The 21,329-nt window shown below is 29.7% G+C and carries 24 protein-coding genes and 1 pseudogene; 22 read left to right on the top strand and 3 right to left on the bottom strand.

Annotated features, from left to right (window positions below; genetic code table 11):
• Window positions 1-161: 161 nt before the first annotated feature.
• Window positions 162-3,071, bottom strand: a complete 2,910-nt coding sequence (locus ACQ3F0_RS10110; RefSeq protein ID WP_428865111.1) for a DEAD/DEAH box helicase — start codon at window positions 3,069-3,071, stop codon at window positions 162-164.
• Window positions 3,072-3,265: 194 nt separating this feature from the next.
• Here ACQ3F0_RS10110 and ACQ3F0_RS10115 point away from each other — a divergent pair, with 194 nt between their 5' ends.
• Both ACQ3F0_RS10115 and ACQ3F0_RS10120 read left to right on the top strand, forming a co-directional pair.
• Complete coding sequence (locus ACQ3F0_RS10115) at window positions 3,266-4,036, top strand: DUF2726 domain-containing protein (protein WP_428865112.1); 771 nt, start codon at window positions 3,266-3,268, stop codon at window positions 4,034-4,036.
• Between the two features lie 75 nt (window positions 4,037-4,111).
• Window positions 4,112-4,867 (top strand): Rpn family recombination-promoting nuclease/putative transposase, encoded by a 756-nt coding sequence (locus ACQ3F0_RS10120; RefSeq protein WP_428865177.1) that lies wholly within the window; start codon window positions 4,112-4,114, stop codon window positions 4,865-4,867.
• A gap of 47 nt (window positions 4,868-4,914) precedes the next feature.
• On the opposite strand, the gene ACQ3F0_RS10125 is transcribed toward ACQ3F0_RS10120, so the two are convergent.
• Both ACQ3F0_RS10125 and ACQ3F0_RS10130 read right to left on the bottom strand, forming a co-directional pair.
• On the bottom strand, window positions 4,915-5,568 hold the full coding sequence (locus tag ACQ3F0_RS10125) for an ImmA/IrrE family metallo-endopeptidase (RefSeq protein ID WP_428865113.1): 654 nt from the start codon (window positions 5,566-5,568) through the stop codon (window positions 4,915-4,917).
• Window positions 5,568-5,930: a helix-turn-helix domain-containing protein gene (locus ACQ3F0_RS10130; RefSeq protein ID WP_428865114.1), complete on the bottom strand. Its 363-nt coding sequence runs from the start codon at window positions 5,928-5,930 to the stop codon at window positions 5,568-5,570. Before ACQ3F0_RS10130 ends, ACQ3F0_RS10125 begins: the two co-directional genes overlap by 1 nt.
• A gap of 152 nt (window positions 5,931-6,082) precedes the next feature.
• Between ACQ3F0_RS10130 and ACQ3F0_RS10135 the strand changes: the two genes are divergently transcribed.
• The 20 genes and pseudogenes from ACQ3F0_RS10135 (at window position 6,083) to ACQ3F0_RS10230 (ending at window position 20,578) form a co-directional block, all read left to right on the top strand.
• Entirely contained in the window at window positions 6,083-6,355 is a 273-nt protein-coding gene (locus ACQ3F0_RS10135; RefSeq protein WP_428865115.1) for a hypothetical protein, read from the top strand.
• Complete coding sequence (locus ACQ3F0_RS10140; RefSeq protein ID WP_428865116.1) at window positions 6,343-7,041, top strand: ORF6C domain-containing protein; 699 nt, start codon at window positions 6,343-6,345, stop codon at window positions 7,039-7,041. Before ACQ3F0_RS10135 ends, ACQ3F0_RS10140 begins: the two co-directional genes overlap by 13 nt.
• A 35-nt stretch (window positions 7,042-7,076) precedes the next feature.
• The gene (locus ACQ3F0_RS10145) at window positions 7,077-9,098 is read left to right on the top strand and encodes a recombinase RecF (protein WP_428865117.1); all 2,022 of its coding nucleotides are present in this window, start codon (window positions 7,077-7,079) and stop codon (window positions 9,096-9,098) included.
• Between the two features lie 215 nt (window positions 9,099-9,313).
• The gene (locus ACQ3F0_RS10150; RefSeq protein WP_428865118.1) at window positions 9,314-10,276 is read left to right on the top strand and encodes a conserved phage C-terminal domain-containing protein; all 963 of its coding nucleotides are present in this window, start codon (window positions 9,314-9,316) and stop codon (window positions 10,274-10,276) included.
• 119 nt (window positions 10,277-10,395) lie between these two features.
• Window positions 10,396-10,926, top strand: coding sequence for a sigma-70 family RNA polymerase sigma factor (locus ACQ3F0_RS10155; RefSeq protein WP_428865119.1), 531 nt, complete (start codon window positions 10,396-10,398; stop codon window positions 10,924-10,926).
• Between the two features lie 48 nt (window positions 10,927-10,974).
• Window positions 10,975-11,901 carry an Rpn family recombination-promoting nuclease/putative transposase gene (locus ACQ3F0_RS10160; RefSeq protein ID WP_428865120.1) on the top strand — a complete coding sequence of 309 codons (927 nt, stop codon included), beginning with the start codon at window positions 10,975-10,977 and terminating at the stop codon, window positions 11,899-11,901.
• Between the two features lie 278 nt (window positions 11,902-12,179).
• Window positions 12,180-12,341: a YvrJ family protein gene (locus ACQ3F0_RS10165; RefSeq protein WP_428865121.1), complete on the top strand. Its 162-nt coding sequence runs from the start codon at window positions 12,180-12,182 to the stop codon at window positions 12,339-12,341.
• A gap of 247 nt (window positions 12,342-12,588) precedes the next feature.
• Window positions 12,589-12,816: a DUF1659 domain-containing protein gene (locus tag ACQ3F0_RS10170; RefSeq protein WP_428865122.1), complete on the top strand. Its 228-nt coding sequence runs from the start codon at window positions 12,589-12,591 to the stop codon at window positions 12,814-12,816.
• 254 nt (window positions 12,817-13,070) lie between these two features.
• A complete protein-coding gene (locus ACQ3F0_RS10175) occupies window positions 13,071-13,295 on the top strand; it encodes a DUF2922 domain-containing protein (protein WP_428865123.1) in 225 nt (74 codons plus the stop codon).
• 181 nt (window positions 13,296-13,476) lie between these two features.
• Window positions 13,477-14,160 carry a peptidoglycan recognition protein family protein gene (locus tag ACQ3F0_RS10180; protein WP_428865124.1) on the top strand — a complete coding sequence of 228 codons (684 nt, stop codon included), beginning with the start codon at window positions 13,477-13,479 and terminating at the stop codon, window positions 14,158-14,160.
• Window positions 14,120-14,623, top strand: coding sequence for an Rpn family recombination-promoting nuclease/putative transposase (locus tag ACQ3F0_RS10185; protein WP_428865125.1), 504 nt, complete (start codon window positions 14,120-14,122; stop codon window positions 14,621-14,623). Before ACQ3F0_RS10180 ends, ACQ3F0_RS10185 begins: the two co-directional genes overlap by 41 nt.
• Window positions 14,624-14,978: 355 nt before the next feature.
• Window positions 14,979-16,373 (top strand): dihydrolipoyl dehydrogenase, encoded by a 1,395-nt coding sequence (gene lpdA, locus ACQ3F0_RS10190; RefSeq protein ID WP_428865126.1) that lies wholly within the window; start codon window positions 14,979-14,981, stop codon window positions 16,371-16,373.
• Window positions 16,374-16,431: 58 nt separating this feature from the next.
• Complete coding sequence (locus ACQ3F0_RS10195; RefSeq protein ID WP_428865127.1) at window positions 16,432-16,806, top strand: hypothetical protein; 375 nt, start codon at window positions 16,432-16,434, stop codon at window positions 16,804-16,806.
• A 2-nt stretch (window positions 16,807-16,808) separates the two neighbouring features.
• Window positions 16,809-17,102 (top strand): 4Fe-4S dicluster domain-containing protein, encoded by a 294-nt coding sequence (locus ACQ3F0_RS10200; RefSeq protein ID WP_428865128.1) that lies wholly within the window; start codon window positions 16,809-16,811, stop codon window positions 17,100-17,102.
• Window positions 17,095-17,952: a putative zinc-binding protein gene (locus tag ACQ3F0_RS10205; protein WP_428865129.1), complete on the top strand. Its 858-nt coding sequence runs from the start codon at window positions 17,095-17,097 to the stop codon at window positions 17,950-17,952. The genes ACQ3F0_RS10200 and ACQ3F0_RS10205 overlap by 8 nt, the downstream gene beginning before the upstream one ends.
• The gene (locus tag ACQ3F0_RS10210; protein WP_428865130.1) at window positions 17,945-18,349 is read left to right on the top strand and encodes a putative zinc-binding protein; all 405 of its coding nucleotides are present in this window, start codon (window positions 17,945-17,947) and stop codon (window positions 18,347-18,349) included. Before ACQ3F0_RS10205 ends, ACQ3F0_RS10210 begins: the two co-directional genes overlap by 8 nt.
• A gap of 2 nt (window positions 18,350-18,351) precedes the next feature.
• Window positions 18,352-18,852: a putative zinc-binding protein gene (locus ACQ3F0_RS10215; protein ID WP_428865131.1), complete on the top strand. Its 501-nt coding sequence runs from the start codon at window positions 18,352-18,354 to the stop codon at window positions 18,850-18,852.
• A gap of 415 nt (window positions 18,853-19,267) precedes the next feature.
• Window positions 19,268-19,573 (top strand): annotated as a pseudogene (locus tag ACQ3F0_RS10220) (LexA family protein); the annotation flags it as partial.
• 87 nt (window positions 19,574-19,660) lie between these two features.
• Window positions 19,661-20,077, top strand: a complete 417-nt coding sequence (gene tsaA / locus ACQ3F0_RS10225; RefSeq protein WP_428865132.1) for a tRNA (N6-threonylcarbamoyladenosine(37)-N6)-methyltransferase TrmO — start codon at window positions 19,661-19,663, stop codon at window positions 20,075-20,077.
• A gap of 315 nt (window positions 20,078-20,392) precedes the next feature.
• Window positions 20,393-20,578, top strand: coding sequence for a hypothetical protein (locus tag ACQ3F0_RS10230; protein ID WP_428865133.1), 186 nt, complete (start codon window positions 20,393-20,395; stop codon window positions 20,576-20,578).
• Window positions 20,579-21,329: the final 751 nt, after the last annotated feature.

The raw sequence follows: 21,329 nt of genomic DNA on the forward strand, positions 1-21,329 counted from the left end.
ATTATTGAGTTCATTATAGTGAGAATTTACAATTCTTATTTAATTTAACTCATGAAGCGTAAGAAATTTCCTTGTTTGAGCTTGCGAGTTAGGAAATTTTAGCTTCATTAGTTAAATTAGATTTAGAATTGTTTTCGAAACTATACGAAATAAATAATTCTCTAAAACATGTCCTTTTCCTTTAGTGGTCTTACATCATTAATAAATTCAGTATAAATTTTTGATGGAACTTCATTTTGTAATTTCATTATAACTGTTATAGGTTTTTCCCCATGGTGTTTTATGGCATCCCCTCTACCAATATAAATATATGGTTGGATTTTTCTATCTATTTCTTTGTATTTTCTAATGAATAAATGTAGATTAATATTTCTATTTTTATTATCGATTATATTTTTACCTCTATCTGAAGTAGTTGAGGTACTATTTGGTGTTTGCCATTGAAATATTTCATTACTTATGAACTTGTCATTGTAGTTTATACTTTCTTTTACGTCAGCTTCTTTATGTAAGTCAATAAATAAGAAATAATCATTGCCATTCACAAGCAGTCCGCTGCCCCTAAAAGAACTATGAATTTTCCTATAATTTGATAGCAGGGCAATGTCTATCATGCTGTATTGTTCATATAGCTTAAAGAATGGAATACCATAGTTTTCTGCACCAAATTCTTTTCTATATCTAATAATTCCGTAGTTTATAACATCTTCTATATAGGCTTTATAAGTATCGTTATTCAGTACATATTTTAAATTTGCACTTATCTTTAATTTTTCATCTTCATAATTAATTAGGTTTATTTTTCTACTCTTTTGACCAGAATCAAGATAATCTCCATTCAAACATTCAAAAGCGTGTTTTACACTATCCTTATTAATATTTTCTAAATATTTTAGGACTTCTTCTTTTGCAGCAGCTACAGTTATTTCAGAATGGTTTAATAAATATTTTAATATACTAAATTCATGAATTCTTTTTAAGGGTAAGTAGCTTGATAAATCTTTCAATATACTTGTAAATATCCCATCATCCAAGAGGTTTTTTAATTCCTCATCTTTTTCAACCTTTGCAACAAAATGAAGATAAGATTTTTCTCTATCAATGAAGCGAGTAGGATCAGGTGAACCTTCATATTTAATATAATCTAATAAGTATTTTGGTGTTTTACCACCATTCATTTTCTTGAACTCAAAGTATTCTTCTTTAAGATATTTCATAGAATTAAAGTTCTCATTCTCGATTTGAGCCAATATTCTTTCTTGAGATATTTTATCCATCTGAATATGAGTGCATCCTGGTAGATTTGGAAAACCAGTACATAAGGCAACTCTTAAGCTGTCTTTGTCATAATATCTTTGTCCATTTAATGCAATTGCAATTAAGAAAGCTTTGTTGTGATTCCCGATAAAATCTAGCACAGTTAAGAAGTTTTTGTTTTCATGTTTTCTAAGTCCTCTACCTAATTGCTGAATGAATATAATTGGTGATTCTGTTGGTCTTAACATTAAAACACTGTTTATAGATGGGATATCAACCCCTTCATTAAAAATATCTATAACAAAGATCACTTCTAATTCATCTTCATCAGATTCTAATTTGTTTATGTATTTTTCTCTTTCATTTACTGAATTATCTCCAGTTAAGTAAGTACTGTTTATGCCTCTTTTATTAAACTCATCAGCCATATATTGAGCATGTTCTACACTGGCACAAAAGCCCAAGCATTTTCGTTTCTCTCCATCATAGCTATAAAAATTCATCTTTTCAATAATGAAGTCAACACGTTTATTTATGCTTAATCTTTTGGTAAGCTCCTGAATATTATCTAGATTAATAAAGCTTAAATCCACATCTTTTATATCTGTTATTCCAAAGTAGTGGAAGGGAATTACAAGATCATCTTCAAGAGCATCATGTAATCTAACTTCTAAAGCTACATTATTATCAAAGATTTCAAATATATTTGCATTATCACATCTTTCAGGAGTAGCTGTCATTCCTAAAAGAAATTGCGGTTTAAAGTATTCTAAGATTTTTTGATAGCTAGGACTTGAAGCATGGTGAGCTTCATCAATTATTATGTAGTCAAAAGTGTTTTCACTAAATTCATCAAAATGCCTAGACATAGTTTGGATTGTTGAGAATAAATAATCTGTCTCTTTATCTTTTGAATTACCTGTAAATAAGCCCATAGATATTTTAGTAGGACCCATTAGTTTTTCAAAAGTATCTTTTGCTTTTCGTAAAATTTCTTCTCTGTGAACTATAAAAAGCATCCTATCTGGATTGAAATTGTTAACATCAAATGCAGACATATATGTTTTACCAGTACCAGTAGCTGAAATAACTAATGCCTTGTTTTCATTGTGATCCCTCAATCTATTTAGATTTTCTATAGCTTTCATTTGCATTGTGTTTGGGACGATAGGCTTCTCATATACAAATTCTTTTGTTTGAGTTTTTTTTATTTTCTTTAACTCTTTTATATATTTCTCATATTCAGCTAAAAAGTTTTCGTCAACAACATCAGTGCGGTTCCATAGATTTTTATATTCTTTTAATACATTCTGAACAAAATGGTGATCTTTTTTAGAAATAACCTGTACATTCCATTCTATATTACTTTTTAAAGCTCTTTGAGTTATGTTTGAGGAGCCAATTATAATTTTATAATCTTCTTCATATTCAAATATATATACTTTTGTGTGAAAACCTAAATCTTTGGTTGCTACAAATATCTTTAAATCAATATTTTCAAATCGTTTTATTTTTTCTAAGGCTTTTGGATCTGTGAAGTTAAGATAAGTTGAAGTAATTATTTTTCCACTTATCTTTTTTTCGTCTAACTCTTTAAAGCTTTCCAGTAGGAGTTGAAGCCCACTAAAATTGATAAAAGCAACGCTAAAATCAAAGCTAATACATTCCTTTAATGACTTTTCTAATTCATGAAGTAGATTTCCTTCATTGGAGTTTATAATCAATTTATTTTTTATTTCATTTGCTACGTTAGCTTGTTCAATATCTTTGGATTTTATTTCATTGAGTATTTCTTTCTCTATAATATTTAACATTTGTACCCTTCTTTCGTGATAAGTATAAATAATAAGAAACCTGTCCAATAATTAAATAATAATCTATTATATGGAATTGTTCAATATTAATTTACAATATGGGGAAGTGTATGAGTAATTGATAAACTATATACAATAATGTAAAATTAAGTAGTAAAGTGTAAAATATGATTTTTATATAGAAGGAGACCATAATGAAAAATAATAAATCAAATAATTCAGGTTGTTTAGCAGCTATTTTCCCATTTCTAAAATTAATTAAACCTAAGAAGCAAGGAAAGCTTCCTTATGCAAAGAGGGATGACTTTTTATCTAATGCTGAATTGTCTTTTTATAAAGTTTTAGTACAAGCACTTCAAGGAGAGGTAATTATTTGTACTAAAGTAGGATTAAGTGATATTTTCTTTGTAAAATCAAAAGACCTAAGTGAGAAAGCTACATACTTTAACAAGATTGCTAAAAAGCATGTTGATTTTTTATTGTGTAGAAGAGATAATCTTAAGCCTATCTGTGGTATTGAGCTAGATGATTCATCTCATGGTAGAAAAGATAGAATTGAAAGAGATAAATTTGTTAATGAGGTATTTAAAGTTTCCAATTTGCCATTAATAAGATTTGCGAATAGGAAAGCTTATCAATTAAATGAAATTAAAGAAAAATTGGAGCCAGTTTTGCATCCAAAGAAAGAAGCTATTGATGCGGTAGCTGTTACTATGGAATCTAATAAAGCTGTTATAACTAAGAATGTACAGAAATCTATACAAAAACAGGTTGATACTAAGGTCATTTCTAATAAGAAAACCATAACAACAGAAGAAAAAGCAGCTACAGTAAATGAGACACCACTATGTCCTAAATGTAATATTCCTATGGTGCTTAGAGAAACTAAAAGAGGACCCAATAAAGGTAAGAAGTTTTATGGATGTTCTAATTATCCAAGGTGCAAAGAGGTAAAGAATATTTAGAGACTTATTAATAAACTCACTTAAATAAGCTTTGCTTTGTTTTAAAATAAAATCTTAAAATTACGAGGTGATTCAATTGCATTTCTAAGTGCAGTTTTAAGATTATCAAAGGAAGAATTTAAAGAAATAGAATTATTAAATACAGAATTATTAAGAGAATTCAAAGAGGATAAAAAAGGAATTTTAGATATAAGGGTAAAAACTAAGAACAATGAGCATATTGATATAGAAATACAGATACTGCCTACAGAGTTTATGGCAGAAAGAACTTTATTCTATTGGTCAAAAATGTACAATAGTCAAGTGAAGCCAGGGGATACTTATGATAAGCTTAAAAAGTGTATAACGATAAATATTGTTGATTTTGAGAGAATACCAATAGATAAGATACACACAAGGTTTCATATTTTAGAAGATGAAACAGGTTATAAGTTGACGGATGTTTTAGAAATTCATTTTTTAGAATTACCAAAGCTTGCAAAATTAGAAAGTTTAAAAGATATAGATGACCCTATTTTAGATTGGCTTGAATTTATAGATGCGAAGTCAAAGGAGGGAATGGAAATGTTAGCAGAGAGAAATGAAAACGTTAAAATTGCGTACGAAATACTACAAAGAGTTAGTAAAAGTAAAGAGACTAGAATGGCATATGAGGCTAGACAAGCAGAAATCATGGATCAATTAACTAGGGAAAAGAGTGCTAGGGAACAAGGCAAGGATGAAAAGGCTATTGAGATTGCAAAGAATGCTCTTCTAATGAATTTGCCTATTAATCAAATACAAAAGTTAACAGGACTACCTATAGAGAAAATTAAAGAATTAAAAAATTAAAATTACTCCTTTCATTATCTAATATAATTTAGATAAGAAAGGAGTTTTTATAAATTAACAAGTTTATTACTAGAAAAATTAATATTTATGTTGTTATCAGTATACTTATTTTTAAAAGGAATAGTATAGCTTTCAAAATAAGTATAAAATTCTGCTGTCATTCTATAATTATCTATTTCATAAAAGTTTAGCCTTGTTTTAGCTGCACTATATGATATATCAAAAGCTTTCATAATATCATTAATAGGAATATCTGTACTGACAAGGGGTACAGGACAGAGAAGATTTCGTGCAAAACAATTAGCTTCATTTTCGTAACGTTTATATTTTAGTTGTGATATATTCTTTCTTAGTAAAAGTTCAGTACTGGCATCATGGTGATGCTTTAGAAGTATGTGGCCTAATTCATGTGCAATGGTAAATCTTTTTAATCCAGGATTATTTTTTGTATCATTATAATAAATAATATAATGTTCTCTAGTTTTATTATAAGCACATGCTCCTAATTCACTATCAAAATACACACATATCTCTGATATACTCTTTCCAAATTTTTTTGAAAATTTACTATATGAACATACTCTAACTGTTCTATATAAATTTTTTATAATAATATCCAAATCAATTGGTATTGAATTGATTCCATATGTTTGTAATGTTTTAATGCTTTCTATTATAGCATTCTTATAATTTGGGGTCACTATTCGTCAATGTCCTCCTTAAATAATTCTTCAAATGATAGCTTTAATATATTTAACATTTTCTCTTTCTCAGAAGCATTCATTTTTTTTGCAGCTCTTTGAATAATACGAATTTCAGGTTCATCATCTATAGATTTATTTAGAGCAAGTAAGTAATTATAATCCACTTCTAATCTTTTTGCTAAAGCTCTTAAAGTGGAATTATCTGGAGAAATGCCATCATCTTTCTCAATTCTAGATATAGTAGAGTGACTTATAGAAATTTCTTTTGCTAATTGGCGTTGACTTAATCCTTTTGATTTTCTTTTTTGAGTGATATATTGACCTAATGTAATTTTTTTCTCCAATAAATTATCAGACAAAAGATCACCTCCTATCTCTTAGGGTATTATACCATGTGTGTAACATTAATGCAACAATGTAAAAATATTCAATAAAATACATTGAATTACTAAAAGGATGATGTTATATTGTTAATGTAACAGCAAATCAACATTAAAGGAGGAAATTAATAATGCTCTCTAGTAGTATTAGACTTAATTTATCTAACTTTACAAAATTACAGGGGGATATGACAGAAGAACAAATGGCAAAAAAATTAGATATTAGTCGTTCACATTTATGGAGGATTAAGAAGAAGTGCAGCGCAGTTGGACAAGGCTTTATAATGAAATTTAAAAATGTATATCCTAAAGAATCTTTGGATGATTATTTTTTTGTAGAAACTGTTGATTTAAATCAACAAGTGAAGAAAACTAGAATGGAGGGTTTGGATTGGAAAATTTAATTAATCTAGATAACAGAGATGGAATACCTTTAGCCAGGAGCAGTGAGGTAGCTAAAAATTTTAATATTAGACCATCTAATGCTAATAGAGTTATTGAAAGGTTAATTTCTGAAAACTCAAAATTGAGCTCTCAGAAATATTTTAGTGAAACAACCTATAAAACTGCAGGCAATAATAAATCCTATAAAGAGTATTGGTTGACAAAGGATGCATTTTTATTATTTGTTATGAGTATACAGGGTAAAAAAGCACTAGAATGGAAGCTTAGATATATTGAAGCTTTCAACAAAATGGAAGAAGCTCTTAAAGAAAATTACCAAAACTTATCAAAAGAACTAAGAGCCATTTTTGTCTTAGATAAAAAAACAAATGAAATAGAAAATAGAATTACAGAAGTTGAAGAAACAGCATATGTATTACCATTCCAAAAGAAAGCTTTAATTAATGCAAGAACTAAAAAAGTGTTATCAATTTGTGGTGGGAAAAACAGCTTAGCTTATAAAGATAGAAGTCTTAGAAGTAGAATATACGCAGATTTATCAAGGAATGTAAAGGAAATATTTTCTATAAATGAATACGATGCAATACCAAGGAAGAAATTTTATGAGGCAATGAGTATTATTGAAAACTATGCTTTGCCAATACATCTGGAGTATGCAAAAGAAAAAGTGACAAGTTTAGGTTGATTTTCTTGCAAATTAAAAAAAGAGGGGGAAAACTTTTGTGTAAAGTAATTAAATTAAAAGAGCTGCATTTAAAGAATTTTAAAGGTATCAAAAAGTTAAGAATTATTTTTGGTAAAACCACCGATGTATATGGTGATAATGCTTCTGGCAAGACTACAGTGTTTGATGCTTTTATTTGGGTTTTATTTGGTAAAGATAGTAGAAATAGAAAGGATTTTTCTATTAAAACTTATGATAGTAATGGAAGAGTAATTCCTGGCATTGATCATGAGGTGGAAGCAGTTCTTATTGTTAACGGAGAGGAAATTAGATTAAAAAAAGTATATAAGGAGAAGTGGACAAAGAAACGTGGACAAGCTAATAAAACTCTAACAGGTCATATTACTAACTACTTTATTAATGATATCCCCATACAAAAGAAAGAATATGTGGATAGAATAAACAATATTGTGGAAGAAAATGTATTTAAATTATTAACAAATCCCCTTTATTTCAACAACATCCTTAGTTGGAAGGAAAGAAGAGAAATACTTATGACTGTTGTAGGGGATATTCCTCAAGCTCAGGTAATTAACTCTAATGAGAAATTAGAAAAACTCTGTGAATTGCTTCAGAACAAAACCTTAGAAGACCTTAGAAAAACACTATATATTAGAAAGAAAAAATTAAATGAAGAAATCATGTCTATTCCCTATAGGTTAGATGAAATAAACAATTCATTAGAGAATATAACATTAATAAATTTCGTGGAAATAGAAAATAAAACTTGTATACTAAACAAAGAAATCAAAGATATGGATATAAAATTAGCCCACCTTACTAAAGACTATGCAGAAATTGATAAAACAATGGATGTTTTATTTTCTAAAAAAGATAGAATGAGAGAAATCAAATCAGAGCATATGCGAAAATCCCAAAACCTTAAAAATGAATTACAACAAAAGATATTTAATCTAGAGCAGCAGTTTTCTAAAAGTAAATTTGATATCAATATAAAAAATCAAAATCTTATAAATATGAAAGAAAATCTGATTACCCTAAGAGAAAAAGTTAAGTCACTAAGAGAAGAATGGTTTAATCTTAAAGAAAAAACATTGGAATTTGGAGAAAATGATTTTGTTTGTCCAACCTGCGGAAGAGAACTCCCTAAAAAGGATGCAGATGAGAAAAGAGCTGAAATGATAGAAAAATTTCAAGAGACTCAAAATGCTAGATTGGCCCAAATATCAAATGAAGGAAAGAAATATTCCAAGGAGATAAATACGATTGACCTTAGAATGGAAAAAGAGAAAGATGAACTTAATATATTAGAGAAAACTAGATTATCCTTAGAGGAAAAAATTGAGGGAACTAAAAGAGAAAATGAAAATTTTATTCTTGATAAATTTATAGAAACAGATGAATACAAAAAGCTTAAAGAAGAAATCAACAGGCTAGAGCAGGTCAAAGAACTACCTGACGAAGCTGTTATTAATAAATTAAAAATAGATAGAACAGAGAAAATAAAAGAATTAGACAAACTAAAGGATATCTTAAGATCAAAAGAGCAATATGAGAAAGCTCAAATAAGGATTGAAGAATTGGAAGCTAGGGAAAAAGAATTAGGGAATATGATAGCAGGTTTAGAGAGTCAAGAATTTATGTGTGAAGAATTTATACGCACAAAAGTAGACTTGATGGAAGAGAGAATAAATAGCAAATTCTCAAAAGTAAAGTTTAAGCTATTTAACACTTTAGTTAACGGAGCTATTGAAGAGTGTTGTGATACTTTGATAAATGGTGTTCCATATGAAGATGCTAATACTGCAGCAAAATTCAATGCAGGTATGGATATAATAAATACTCTAACAGAACACTTCAAAGTAAATGCACCTATATTTATTGATAATAGAGAAAGTATTAACGAGCTAATAGAAAGCAAAAGCCAGATAGTGAATTTAAGAGTTAGTGAAGATTCGGTGCTTGTTGTAGATGTGGAAGAGGATAATGTTGAGGAGTTTAATGATGTTGGGTTTAGTGTAGATGAGGAAGTTGCTGTTGAAGGACCAGGGTTTTAATCAATGCACAATGCACAATTTACAATTCACAATTTAGGAGGATTTTCTTGGAGAAAATCTTTGAATTAAGCTTTTATCATCTTCGTTGATGGGATAAGGTACTTTTACTATCGCAAAAGGAAATATTTAAATCAAAAGCTTTCACGTAAGTGAAAGGTGTCAATAATTGTGCATTGTGAATTCATAATTGTGAATTGAGAAAAGGAGTTGTTTAAATGAATAATGTTGTTTCAGAAGTGGGTAATTTTCATATAGAAGGTAATATTGCCGATTTTGGGTGGTATCAGAATTTGAGATATGATAATGGATTGGTAAATCTGAATGCAATTGTTATTTTATCTGAGATTATTTATTGGTATAAACCTGTTGAGGTTAGAGATGAGGTTACTGGTAGGCTTATTGGATATAAGAAGAAATTTAAAGCAGACAAGCTTCAGAAAAGTTATGAATCATTAGGAGAGAATTTTGGGCTTACAAAGGTCCAAGCTAAAGCAGCATGCAAATTTTTAGAAGATAGAGGACTAATTCATATAGAATTTCGTAATGTTCCAACAATGTCTGGACAAATAGTTTCAAATGTTATGTTTGTTGAGCCTATTATGAGGGAAGTTAAAAAAATTTCTGGTAGAAGAAGAATACTTGAATTAGATACTACTACTGAAGTTAAAACTACAGAGGTATGTAGTTTCAATGATAGTACTACTAACATTGAAACTAGGGAGGTGTGTAGTTCTAATAACACAGGTATGGAGTTTCAACAACAGACGTATACAGAGAATACTACAAAGATTACTACAGAGAGTAAAAAGAATATATATAGTTCCACCCTAGAGAAAATAATAGATTTTCTAAATGAAAAAGCAAATACAAGCTATAAAGCGTCTACAAGAGCAAATAAAAAAGTTATTGAGGCAAGGCTTAACGAAGGTTTTAAAATTGATGATTTTTTCAAGGTTATAAATATAAAATCTTTAGAATGGATGGGGACAGATTACGAAAAATATCTAAGGCCACAGACTTTGTTTGGAACAAAATTTGAGGGCTATCTAAATCAAAAACCCTGTAGCAATAGGGGTTTACCATCATATCACAACAAAAATCCAGTAGATAGTTTTAGCAATAGAAAACAGAGAAAATACGATATGGCTAGTATTGAGCGACAACTGCTTGGAGTTTAGTTTAGTTAAGAGTTAATAGTTGTTAGTTTAGTTATTTAGTTAACTAGAGTTTACTAACTCAATAACTAAACTCTTAACTAATCACTCTTAACTCTTAACTAAAAAGAGGGGGTTTTTATGTGGAAGAGTTAATTAAGAAAGCCAAGAGTGGGGATTGTAGTGCTGTTGAAGAAATTATAAATGTTTATATGCCTTTAGTTATTAACCAAGCACATAAGTACAAAATACCTGGATATGATCACGAAGATATTGTGCAGCATTCTATTCTTAGTATTATAAAGGGGATTAAGTTATACAAAGTTGGGGATACATCTTTTAGTTCATTTATTGCTAAAGTTGTTAAGAATAATAATGTGAATTTACTTAAAAGTAAGATGAAGCATAATAGAGAAGTTCAGAATGAAGAATTACTCAATGATATGCCAAGTGAGAATTCATTTACTGTTGAGGATCAGGTTATTGCATATGATATGGTACTTAATATAAATAAAGCTATTGCGAAGCTAGATTCTACAGAGAGGAAAGTGATAGTTGATTTTTATATAAAGAGAAAAAAGCTAAAAGCAATAGCAGATGAATGTAAAATAACGTATAGACAAGCTGTTTATATAAAAGAAAATGTAATAAGTAAAATGCGTATACAAACATAAGTTCTAGGAAATAATATGCTTATATTACTTTTGAAAGGAAATGATGCTATGAAATCCAATACAAAAATAAAACTTGATCCTAAAAATGATGTTGTATTTCAAAAAATATTTGGAATTCAAAAGAATAAGGATATATTAATAAGTTTCTTAGATGCAATATTAGAGGATGAAAATATAGATATTCAATCAATAGAATTTGATGAGAAAATTCTTAATAATGAAATGATTTTGGATGAGAAAATTGGGATACTAGATATAAGAGCAAAGACAACTAAAGGTATACAAATCAATATTGAAATACAATTGATTAACCAGTATAATATGATACAAAGGACTTTATTTTATTGGTCAAAGCTGTTTTTTTCTCAAATTAAGAGCGGTAGTAAATACAGTGATTTGAAAAAAACTATTACTATTAATTTATTGAATTTTGATTATTTACAATATGATAATTTCCATTCTAATCATCATATATATGAAGATACAAATAAACTAATATTGAGTGATATATTAGAAATTCATTTTATAGAAATTCCTAAATTTTTAAGAAATAAAAAAGATTTTAATAATCCTCTTCATAGGTGGCTAATATTTTTAGCTAATCCAGAGGATGAAGTTTTGGAGGAGATAGAAATGGCTGATCCCAAAATAAAAAAAGCTCATGATATTTTAGAATATCTTAGTGAAGATGAAGAAACTATAAGACTTGCAGAACTACGAAAAAAGAAAATAATGGATGAAATATCAAGGTTAGAAGGAGCTAAAGAGGAAGGATTAAAGGAAGGCAGAGAAGAAGGCGCAGTTTTGGCAAGAAGAGAGGATATATTAGAAAATTTAAGTGAAATTGACACTGTTGCTGAAGATATTATAAATATGGTCAATAAGGAAACTGATATTGAAAAGTTAAAAATATGGTTAAAGTATTCTATAGTTGCTGAAAGTTTAGATGATTTCATTAAAAAAATTTCAAAATAATACTTAATTGTTTGTGAGGATATTGATTTAATTCTCACAAATTTTTTTCGTAAAAATTGGACTATAAATTGTATTTATAATATGAAATGAGAGTTAATTGTAGTAATTTTTAAAGAGCGTTTAAGAATAAGTTTTACTAATTCTTAAGCCGAGTTTAATGAAAGAGATCGTTTAAGAACAACTTCTACTAATTTCTTTCAAAAAATGTTTAAGGATTACATATTTTTGAAAGAAAAGTAGAATTAATTCTTAAGCCGACTCTAAGGAGGCGGAGGATAGTGTATGAGGAGTTTGTTAACATGGTATCATCCGTTGGATTTCCAATAACTGTGAGTGTATACCTTCTTGTTCGATTTGAAAAGAAGATTGAAATTCTCAATAAATCTATTCAAGATCTAACAGTAGTTATAACGACGGTGATGGGAAATCAAAAAAGATGAGGGGGCTGTCTCCCATCTTTTTCCATTTATAATATCAAATAGAATTCTAAATATCAAATTAATTTTTTTAAATTGTTTTTGTAAAAAGACATTTATAACTTGTATGTATTTAATGAAAGGCAATAAGAAAAGAGATTGTTTATCAATAATTACTACTAGATTCTTTCAAAAAATGATAATTGCCTCATATTTTTGAAAGAAAAGTAGGCCTAATTGAAAAGCAGACGCTGAGAGAGGAGGGTACACTATGGCGGTTCAAGCAACAAAATTGAAATCTGATTTGGTTTTCAGAGTAATTACTGGACAAACTGAAGAAGGTGAAGATGTTTTAAGAACTAAAAGTTTTTCAAAAGTAAAAACTGATGCAATAGATCAAGATGTTTTTGATGTTGCAAATGCTATCAAAGAAGTTCTTGCACATCCAGTCTTCGAGATCAGAAGAGTAGATGCTGAATTACTTGAAGAAGGGATGTAATTATTTTAGTGACAAGTGATAAGTTACAAGTTAATGATAATTTTCTTGCAGAAAATCTTTGACTAAGCCTCTGCTAGCTACGCTTACTGGTGAAATGAACATTTTATATGGAAAAAGTTTTTTTTATCTTTGGTTAATTAAAAGCTTTCATTTGTGAAAGGTGTCTATAACTTGTCACTTATCACTTGTAACTTGTAACTACGTTTGTTAAAAGTGCAATACATATTAAACTAAAACTATTGGGGGTATTTAAAATGAGTAAAAAATTAGTTATGAAATTTAAAGATGCAGCTGGGGAGTCAAAATCTATGACTGTTACGGATGTTAAGGATGGTATTACAAAAGCTGATGCAGAATCATTAATGGATACAATAATTGCAAAAGATATCTTTGCATTTGGACCAGATGTTTTATCTGCAAAAGATTCGGCTACTATTGTTGAAACAACTGAAACTGATTTGTTTGATAATGAATTATAGAAAGTAATATATAGCTAGAAAGGTAGTTCACTTCACTAAGAATTTCTAAAGTTTGTTCTAATACCTTTTACGCAATATATTCTTTCCGTGACTAAAAGATTAAAAAGTATTAGTATTGAAAATTTGCAGAATGCGCTCGCTTAAAACAGTGGGTGCATTTTCGTTTGGAGTGATAATAAAAATGAAGATTATAGATTTAAATTTAAAGTTTATGAGCAATATGAGGTATGGTAATAAGCCACATAAAATTATTTTACATCATGCAGCAAGTTCTAACTGCAGTATCAAGGATGTTCATTATTGGCATTTGAAGAAGGGGTGGGCCGGTTGCGGGTATCATTTTTTTATTAGGAAAGATGGAGCTATCTATAAAGGAAGAGATGAGAATGCTGTTGGGGCTCATTGCAGGGGTCATAATACTGGGTCAATTGGTGTTTGTGTTGAGGGGAATTATATGATAGATAAAATGCCTGAAATTCAGAAAAAAGCGGTTGGTGAGGTTTGCAAATATTTGATGGGTAAATATCTTATAAAGCAAATTTATAGTCATAGAGACTTTGCAAAGACGGATTGCCCAGGAAATAATTTTCCTTTTGAAGAGATTAAGAAAGGAGGATATGATTCAGTTACTAAAAATCTCTATCCAGGTTATTTAATTAAGAAAAATTCTCACAAGTATGATGAAAATGTTGTTAAGCTTCAAAAGCAATTGATAAGACTAGGTTATGATATTGGTATTTGCGGTATTGATGGATATTTTGGAAAGAATACTGAGAGAGCTGTTAGGGAATTTCAGAAGGATAGAAAAATTGGAGTAGATGGAGTTGTTGGGAGTATTAGTTGGGGAAGGATTTTTAAACAATAGGAATTTAAGCAACGGGGACACTAGCCTTTCTTTGGCAGTACTCCTTTGCCCAAAAATAACGGATGTTTTAGAAATTCATCTTCTAGAGTTGCCAAAGCTTGCAAAATTAGAAAGTTTAAAAGATATAGATGACCCTATTTTAGATTGGCTTGAATTTATAGATGCGAAGTCAAAGGAGGGAATGGAAATGTTAGCAGAGAGAAATGAAAATATTAAAACTGCGTACGAAATACTACAAAGAGTTAGTAAAAGTAAAGAGACTAGAATGGCATATGAGGCTAGACAAGCAGAAATAATGGATCAATTAACTAGGGAAAAGAGTGCTAGGGAAGAAGGCATAAAAGAAGGAATAGAAAAAGAAAAATTAGCAATTGCTAAAAATTTAATAGGATTATTAGATGATGAAACAATAGCTGCTAAAACTGGACTATCCATTGATGTAGTTAAAAGCTTGAAACATTAGCGAGTAAGCGGTCTAAACAAGTTTGTGCCACTAGAGTATCGCTCGTTTCTCGAATTATGTAGATATTTCAGAAGTTGTACAAAAATTAAATAAGTTAAACTAACCAGTATTTTAATGATACTGGTTTTGTTTATTGTATAGGAATTTATAGATTGGAAGAAGCTTATACGCTAATAACTCATTGGTGTATTTATGTAAATATAATGAAATTTAAGCAAAATATTAATAATATATAAATAGAATGAAAATATGTTGACTATAATCCAAAAAAGGAATATTATATATAATATATATCTATATACCCATGTGAGCATATAAATATATTTGCATGAGGTTATTTGAAGGAGGTGATATTTTGACAAAAACATTTTATGTAAATATTGCAATACTTGGTGGAGGGCCAGCTGGTTATGTTGCTGCAATTAAAGCAGCACAATTAGGAGCTAGTGTTGTAGTTATTGAGGAAAGGGAAATCGGAGGTACTTGTCTTAATAGAGGATGTATCCCAACAAAAGCGTTACTTAGAACTTCGGAAGTAGCTCATTTAATTAAGAAATCTAAGGAGGTTTCAATAGATTCAACATTAAATGCAATAGATTGGAGTACTGCAGGCTCTAGGAAAGATAGAGTTGTTAAAAATCTACGAATGGGTGTAGAACATTTAATGAAAAAGAACAACATTCAAGTAATAAAGGGTGCAGGAAGAATAGTAAATTCATCTGAAATAATGGTTGAAAAGGAAAATGAAGAAATTCAGATAAAATGTGAAAAATTAATAATAACTACTGGTTCAGAACCATTAAGACCTGATATACCAGGTATTGATTTACAAAAGGTTATTACAAGTGATGAAGCATTAGAACTAAAAGAAATTCCAGCAAACATAGTTATAATAGGGGCTGGTGCAATTGGACTTGAGTTTGCAACAATGTTTAAATATGCTGGATCAAAAGTTACGGTTGTAGAGCTTATGGATAATATACTACCCTCAGAGGATAAAGAAATCACAACTGAATTAGTGAAAATAATGAAAAGACAAGGCATTAAAATAAATATGAATACAAAAGTCATAGATATTGTGGAAACTGAATCTGGATTAATAGTACATACAAATGAAAAGGGAAAAGAGAAATCTATAGAAACTGAAAAAGTATTGATAGCTGTTGGGCGTAAATTAAATAGTATATCAAAAGATATTGTTGAGTTGGGTGTAAAGATTCGAAAAGGGAAAATTCTTGTAAACGACAATATGGAAACAAACATAAAAAATGTTTATGCAGCTGGTGATGTTATTGGTGGAAAATTACTTGCTCATCTTGCTTTTGCTGAAGGAAGAGTAGCGGCAAAAAATGCTTTGGGATTCAAATGTAAATTAAATTATAATGCAGTACCTGCTTGCGTTTATACACATCCAGAAATGGCTTCTGTTGGCTTAAATGAAGAAGAAGCAAGGAAGAAAAATATTGAAGTGAGTATAGGGAAATTTAATTTTAGAAATAACAGTAGAGCATTGTGTCTTAGTGAGAGAGAAGGATTTGTAAAAATAATAGTGGATAAGAATTCAAATGTTGTATTAGGTGCTCAAATCTTAGGATCTAATGCTTCAGAAATGATTTCAGAGCTTACACTTGCAGTTAGTGAGGGAATAACAGCTGATACAATTGCAGAATTGATACATCCCCATCCTACGCTAAGTGAGGCAATTATGGAAGCCTGTAGAGAAGCAGTAGGTTTAGCAATTCATAAATAAATGATAATTTTTGCAAAAGCAAAGTTATAAAAGAATCAAAAAAAGGAGGAATATTATTATGGAAGAAAAACAGTTACCAGGATTTATTATGTGTGTGTGTACAGGAAAATGCCCTGGATTTCAAGACATGGATATTTGGGATTTTATTAACCAAGTTAGAGTTGAATTACCTGTAGAGTATGGATTTATTCACCCTCAACTTTGTGAAGAAGATGGAGATAGATTCTTGGCAGATTTCTTGAAATCTCACAGAAAAGTAATTATAGGAGCATGTGCACCTAATATGCAAAGAAAAATGTTTAGAGATGCTTTTAAAGAAGCGGGTTTAGATATAGAAAAAGATGCTGTTATGCTTGATATCAGAGATATGACTAACGAAAAAGCAGTGAGTGTAGTAGAGGATGCCTTAGAAAAATTAGGGTTGGAGGTATAAAGATGAGCGAAGCAACTTTCATGGGAGTTCCAAGAGATAGCATAGATTGGAGTCCAATAATAGATTTTGATAAATGTAATTATTGTAATGATTGCGTAGAATTTTGTCCTCATAATGTTTTTGAAGTGAGAGAAAATGAAGAACAAAAACTAGTTGTGAAAAATCCAAACAACTGTGTAGTTTTCTGTAGAGCATGTGGAAAGGCATGTGGTCTTGATGCAATCACTTTCCCTAATAAAGGAGAGGTAACTAAAAAAATCAAGCAAACAAGAAAGGCGATGAAAGAAAATGAGTAAAAAATATGCTATTTTACCTTGCAATGGCCTTGATAAGTGTGCAGGATGTGTTTCTAGTCAGGTAGCAATAAAAGTTTGTGAGGAGTCTGAAAGTGAACTAATATGTCCGGTTTTATATAGGGTAGCTGAGTCTAGATATAACAAAGTAGCTGAAGATAATCCACTTTTTATAATTGATGGATGTGCAACTAGATGTGCAAGTAAATTGGCAGCAGAGAAAGGGCTAAAAGTATCAAAGAAAATTAACGTAACAGAAGAAGCAAAAAATAAAGATATTACTATGGGCAAGGCTTTAAGAATTGGTTTAGTTGAACAAAAATTAGTTGATATGATAAGCAAAGATATTCTGAAAGAAGAAGATAAAGAAGAAAAAGCATTAGATAATAGTGTTAATTTTCCAGAAAGTATAGAATATGAGATCTATAAAAAAGACAAATTTATATTTAGAATTCCAAGAGAAGGTTTTTATTTTAATGAAAATGATTCTTGGATTTATATATCAGGAAATATTGCAAGAATAGGTGTAACAGATTATGTACAGCAAAGTCTTTCAGATATAATGTTTTTTAATGAGCCAGCAATTGATTCTGAAATAGAACAGTTTGGAGAACTTGGAACAATAGAATCAGGGAAAGCAGTATTTGAAGTTGTTTCACCTGTATCTGGAAAAATAATTTCTGTAAACGATGAGATTATATTAGCACCTGAGTTAATTAATGAGAATCCTTATGAAAAGGGATGGATAGTAGAAATTGAACTTACAGATTTAGAAGAAGATAAAGATTTTCTACTAAATTTTGAAGATTACTTTAAAATATTGAAGAGAAAGGTTGATGAATTCCATGTCTAATAAAATTAAAGTTATTCCATGTAGCGGTATGGGGAAGGTTTTAGGATTAGTTTCTAGAGAGGCAGCCCTTAAGGTAGCTAATGAGTTATGTTCTGAACAAGCGGAAAATATGTGTCTTGCTTATATATCTACAGATGGACAAGAGTCAAATAAACTAATAAAGGGACAAAGATGTATCACCCTTGATGGATGTCCTAAAATGTGTGCTGCAAAAAATGTAACTAATATTGGTGGAATAGTGAAAGAAGAATATAGAGTTATAGATGCATTCAGAAAGCATAGAGGTGCTAAGGCGGGAACGGCTACAGAACTTACTGAAGAAGGCTGGCAAATAGTCGATGAATTAGCAGATGAATTAGCTGAAAAAGTACAAGAATTAAGTAAGGAGGTTGTTTAGTTATGGTAGAAAATAAAGACAACTTAAAAATTGGTGTTGTATCATGTAGTGGGGAAGAGTGTTTAGGAGGAACAATATCTAGATTAGCAACAAGAAAAATGCTTGACGAAATCATGCCTGAAAAAACAGTTACTATATGTTTACCACTTTTTAATGCTGGAGGAGAAGAAGAAAGAGGATTTGCAAAAAAATATCCTACTATTGTAGTAGAAGGCTGTGATAAATGTTGTGCAAAAATAGCTACAGAAAAATATAGTGGTAAAGTAAGTGATACTATAATAATTTCTGATATTATAGGTAAGGAAATGGCTGAACTAAAATTAGTATCCACAAGATATTTAACAGAAGAACATAAAGAAATGGTAGAAAAAGTGGCAAAAGAAATTTCGAAAAGTTATGATAAGATACTCAATGGTCACTCAGAAAATCATACAATAAAACTAATGGAAAATGTAGATAATAAGTCAAGCAACTGTAGTTGTGGCTGCGGAGGTAGTTGTTAAAATTTATTTATTAATAAGTGGTCCAAACAAGTTTGCCCCACTAAGCTACCTGTCACTTCTCGAATTATGTAGATATTTGAGAAGTTGTACAAAAACTAAAAAAAGTTGAACTAACCAGTATTTTAATGATACTGGTTTTGCTTATTTAGAACAACCGGTACACTCTGCGTCCAGTAGCAACCAAAGAAAGGAGTTTTACTATAGCCTAATAAGAGGGGTTCCAGGTTCAGGTAAAACAACTGTGGCTATTCATAGGATTCCATATTTGTTGGATCATTATTGTTATGAGAATGATGATTCTTATTCAAAATTTATCCTTGAAGAGATTCAAAGGAAGCTAAATCTCAGTTGATTAGTTATATGAGTAATTGTATGTCTATAGTTAAAATCTACATTATCAACACTAACTTTTGAAGATAATTTTTATTTGCCTAAAGAATGGCTTATTAAGAATAAAGATTATTTTATATTAAAAGTCAAAGGGGATAGTATGATAGATGCTGGTATAACCTCACGCGATTATGTATTGTTACAAGCACAAAATACTGCAGATAATAGACAAATTGTAGCAGCATCTCAAGATGGCTGTGCTACCCTTAAAAGGTATATGAAAATGGGGGATACTGTGCTATTGGTTCCAGAAAATCCAGCTTATGAGCCAATACAGGTAACTTCTGAAGATGCAAGGATATTGGGGGTTATGGTAGGGAAGATTTGTTGATGAAGTTTTATAAGGATTTAATCAAAATAAAGAAACAACATATCTTGAAAATGATTTTTTTTACAATAGAAACAAAGGGGTGTTTATATGAATGATATTATAATAAAACCTATTGGATATATTAAATCTCCATTTAAGAAAGTAGAGGATATTCCTCCACAAAGTATATATGCCAATGAGAAAACTGCTGTTATAGAGCTTTTGGAAGAATATAAAGAAGGGCTTAAAGATCTAGAAAATTTTTCTCATATAGTGATACAATTTTATTTTCATCAATCAAAGGGGTATGATTTACATACATTAACACCTTGGAGTGAAGAAAGAAAAGGTGTTTTTTCAACAAGGTCTCCAAGACGACCAAATCCTATTGGTATTAGTGTTGTTAAACTCAAAAAAATTGATGGCTGCAAGATTGAAATTCAAGGTGTTGATATGTTGGACAAAACTCCAATAGTAGATATAAAACCATATATAGCAAAACTTAATCCTGTAGAAGAAGAGTAAGTGGTCCAAACAAATTTGTCCCACTAGGGTACCTGTCACTTCTCGAAAAAAACCAACTGGGACACTCCGTACCAAAAAAGATCCCCTAGCTAAGCAAACATTTTGTAAACATTTAATGATATATGATGGTGGTGAGGGACAATCCCCTAAAAAGTTAGCAGATACTATTTTATCATTATTAATTTGATGCATTGTGGTGAAATGGGTTATAGCCTAGTAATAAGCAAAAGATATCCTAATATTGAAAAAAAATACTTAGACTATGATCAATCATATTGAAAGATTCACTACTTTTATTAGTTGAATTTCCAGATAATGAAAGATCTCATGGTCACTGATGTAAATGATAATCCAGATATTCAACAAATATTATGTTTTGGGACATGGATTGTAGGTAGCAGGGAAAGTGGGGATGCTGTTAAAGTAGCCACAGAAAATTCAGCTTTGATCTTGTTTGTTATGGATAAATTGATTTTTGATTTGAGGAAGAGATTAGCATAGGAAATAAGAGAAGAAAGTGTATTAAGTAGTATTGATACACTTTCTTTTTACTTTATATAAAAGAATTATTGATTTTATAATACATAGCACTTAAAAAATGAGTTATAGTAGAGGTTTTCCATTTTGTTGCACTATTTAGTTTAATAGATTTATTATTAAACTGTGTTACCAGAGTCAATACGATAACAAAATGATTTGAATTTATTTGATAATTTACTTGTTGTCATATTTAGATTTCTTGGGATAGCGATAAAAAAAGTTATGTTTGTTTTAATTGAATAGACTCCTTTTTTATTTATGATTACTTAATTTATATGAGATTATTGACATTACTGCCGAAGGCTTAAATCAACGCTTCAATAATGATGCAGTTAGATTCTTAAAGAGATTATTCAAAGAATTATTAGGGGCTCAAAAGAAATTATTGAAGGATAAAATTGATGTATTGAAAAGTTCTTTCAATAGAATAACCTTAACTGATGCTACTTCTTTTAAGTGCCCTAAATCGTTTGAGAAGTACAGTTCAGGTATTAAAAAAAGGATGGACCATTAGCAATTTTAACAGAAAATATTTAAATAATAAGAACTATATTACTACAATGTATTATTGATGAAGTAACATAGTTCACAGTTATTTTTAATATTTGTTAACTTGGTGGCTATGAATCTGACCCCTTACAAAAACTGGAACAGTTTTTGTTGCTTGGAGTGCTTGTGAAACCTTTAGGTTGCGCTTGCTAGCCATAATTGA

It is taken from the genome of Clostridium sediminicola (assembly GCF_050402865.1).
GTDB classification, from domain to species: Bacteria; Bacillota; Clostridia; order Clostridiales; family Clostridiaceae; genus Clostridium_AF; species Clostridium_AF sediminicola.